At 65.4% G+C, this 2,728-nt stretch carries 2 protein-coding genes; one reads left to right on the forward strand and one right to left on the reverse strand.

Translation table 11 applies throughout. The features are described 5' to 3' along the window. Positions 1-426: 426 nt before the first annotated feature. Complete coding sequence (locus tag VW23_RS26610; RefSeq protein WP_069912494.1) at positions 427-729, forward strand: addiction module antidote protein; 303 nt, start codon at positions 427-429, stop codon at positions 727-729. Here the strand turns inward: VW23_RS26610 and VW23_RS26615 are convergent. Beyond that, on the reverse strand, positions 726-2,576 hold the full coding sequence (locus VW23_RS26615; protein WP_069912495.1) for a monovalent cation:proton antiporter-2 (CPA2) family protein: 1,851 nt from the start codon (positions 2,574-2,576) through the stop codon (positions 726-728). The two genes, VW23_RS26610 and VW23_RS26615, sit on opposite strands and share 4 nt — an antisense overlap. Positions 2,577-2,728: the final 152 nt, after the last annotated feature.

The following is a 2,728-nucleotide window of genomic DNA, read 5'->3' on the forward strand; positions in this document are numbered from 1 at the left end:
GCCATCTCCCCCACTCCGGTTGTCATCCCAGCTTTCGCTCATGTGCGCTAAGTTAGGGTCGTGCCCCACCCACCGGGTCATTCCCGCGAAAGCGGGAACCTCTGTTTTCTTGGCCTGCGGCACGATCCCAAACGGAGTTCCCCGCTTTCGCGGGGATGACACCGAGTTTGGGGGACCTGCAGAGCCTCGGGTCGCATACCCGGCGTCACTCCATTGGGGAGCTAAGGTCGCGTCCATCAGGCCAACCGAAATCGCTAACTTAGCGCCTATGAGCGAAAGCTGGGACCCAACTATCCACCTGCGCAGGGGGCGAAATGGGTTCCAGCTTTGGCTGGGATGACATCGAGGCATTGGGAGCTTATGCGGTTCGCTTCGGCAGCCGATGTGAACTATAGTTCACGCCGAGAACTCGCCAGGAGATCTGAAATGGCGATCGAAACCACTCTGTTCGACGCGGCGGAATTCCTGGATGATCCGACATCTCAGGCCGAATTGCTGGCCGACGCCTTCGAGAGCGGGAACGCCACCTACATCGCTCAGGCGCTCGGTGTCGTCGCCAGGGCGCGTGGCATGACCGAGATCGCGAGAGAGGCGGGGGTAACGCGCGAGGCGCTGTACAAGGCGCTCAGCGAACGCGGCGACCCCAAGCTCAGTACCCTGCTGGGCGTCGCGCGGGCGCTGGGGGTAAAGCTGACCGCAACCCCGCTGACGCCCCCGGCGATTGACTAAGCCTTCGCTTCTTCCTCGGGCGCAATGATCGGCGTTGACGGGCCGGCGACGGTGCCGCTTTCGCGGGCCTGATCTTCGGCGTTCGACCTGAGCAGGTCCCTGCCCGCCATAAGGCCGCCGACCATCTGCGCCGCGAAGCGCTGCCGATCGCGTTCGCGCACCCCTTCGATGATTTCTTCCACCTCGACCATGTCGACATCAAGCTGGCGCAGCATTTCGGCGCCGAACTCCAGCGCGCTCTCGAACACTTCACGCAGTTGGTAATCCGCTCCCGCCTTCACCAGCTCCAGCGCGTGGCCCCGATCGAAGGCGCGCGCCATGATCTTGGCCAGCGGGAACTCCGACTTCACCAGTTCGGTGATGCGGGTCGCCGAGTCCTTCTTGTCGACGCAGATGAGGATCAGGTCGGCCGTCCCTGCCCCGGCGGCGTGCAGGATGTCGAGCCGGGTGCCGTCGCCATAGTAGATCTTGAAGCCGAAGGTCTGCGCCACCTCGATCATCTCGACATCGTTGTCGATGATCGAGATCGAGTGCTGCCCCTTGGCAATCAGCGGCTGGCTGGCGATCTGCCCGAACCGGCCGAAGCCGATCAGCAGCACATTGCCGGTGAGCCCATCGGGCTTTTCGACCCCGGCCAGGGATTGCACGGGCTTGGGCACCAGCTTCAGCAGCATGGTCGAGAACGGCGTCAGCACCATCGAGATGATCACCGTGGCGGTGAAGATGGCGTTGAGTTCGCCGGTCAAGAGCCCGCCCGCCGTTGCGGTGGTGAACAGCACGAAGGCGAATTCGCCGCCCTGTGCCATGAGCACGGCGCGCTCCAGCGCCGGTGCGTTGCCGCTGCCCAGCACCCGGGCCAGCCCGTAAATCGCACCACCCTTCAGCACCATGTAGATGAGCACCGAGAGCGCGATGAACTGCCAGTTGGCCGCCACCACAGTGAGATCGAGCGACATCCCCACGGCGAGGAAAAACAGGCCCAGCAGCAGCCCGCGGAACGGCTCGACATCGGCCTCGAGCTGGTGCCGGAAGGTCGAGGTCGAAAGCAGTACGCCGGCCATGAAGGCGCCCATCGCCATCGAGAGGCCCCCCGCTTCCATGATCAGCGCCGCGCCCAGCACCACCAGCAGCGCTGCGGCGGTCATCACTTCGCGCGCCTTGGATTCGGCGAGGATCTTGAACACCGGGTTCAGCACCCAGCGGCCGGCAAAGATCACCGCGACGATCGACGCCACCGCCACGCCCACGCTGATCCAGCGCTGCATGGCGCTCGCGTCGGTGTCGACACCCGGCGACAGGAAGGCCACCACCGCCAGCAACGGCACGATGGCGAGATCTTCCAGCAGCAGCACCGAGACGATCTTCTGCCCCGCCGGCGTCTGCAGCTCGCCCCGCTCCGAGAGGATCTGCATGACGATGGCCGTCGAGGTGAGAACGAACCCCATGCCGGCAACGAACGCCACCGGTGGCGCAAGGCCGAGCAGAAATATCCCCGCCAGAGTCAGCAGCAGGCCGCAGAGGCCGACCTGCAACACACCGAGCCCGAAAATCTCCTTGCGCAGCCCCCAGAGCTTGGCCGGCTCCATCTCCAGCCCGACGATGAACAGGAACAGCACCACACCCAGTTCGGCAGCGTGCAGCACGGCCTGCGGGTCGCCCACCAGCCCGAAGCCGAACGGCCCGACCGCGAGGCCTGCCGCGAGGTAACCCAGCACCGAGCCGAGCCCTAGCCGGCGGAACAGCGGCACTGCGATGACCCCGGCTCCGAGCAGCGCCACCACCTGCACCAGGTCGACCCCGCCATGCGAAGCCACCTCCGCTGCATGCGCCACCACTTCGCCGGCCATCGCTCACCTCAATCAGAAATCGGAAGAGCCAAAGCGTGAAGCCTGCGTGTGACAGCGTCAAGGCTGGCTTTATGGGGAGGGGTGGGACCGCGCTGCCTCGAGCGCGAGGGAACGCAGGAGTCGGTGCGGGAAGAGCACCCCCGGCCCTGTCC

The organism is Devosia insulae DS-56 (genome assembly GCF_000970465.2).
Taxonomy (GTDB): Bacteria; Pseudomonadota; Alphaproteobacteria; order Rhizobiales; family Devosiaceae; genus Devosia_A; species Devosia_A insulae.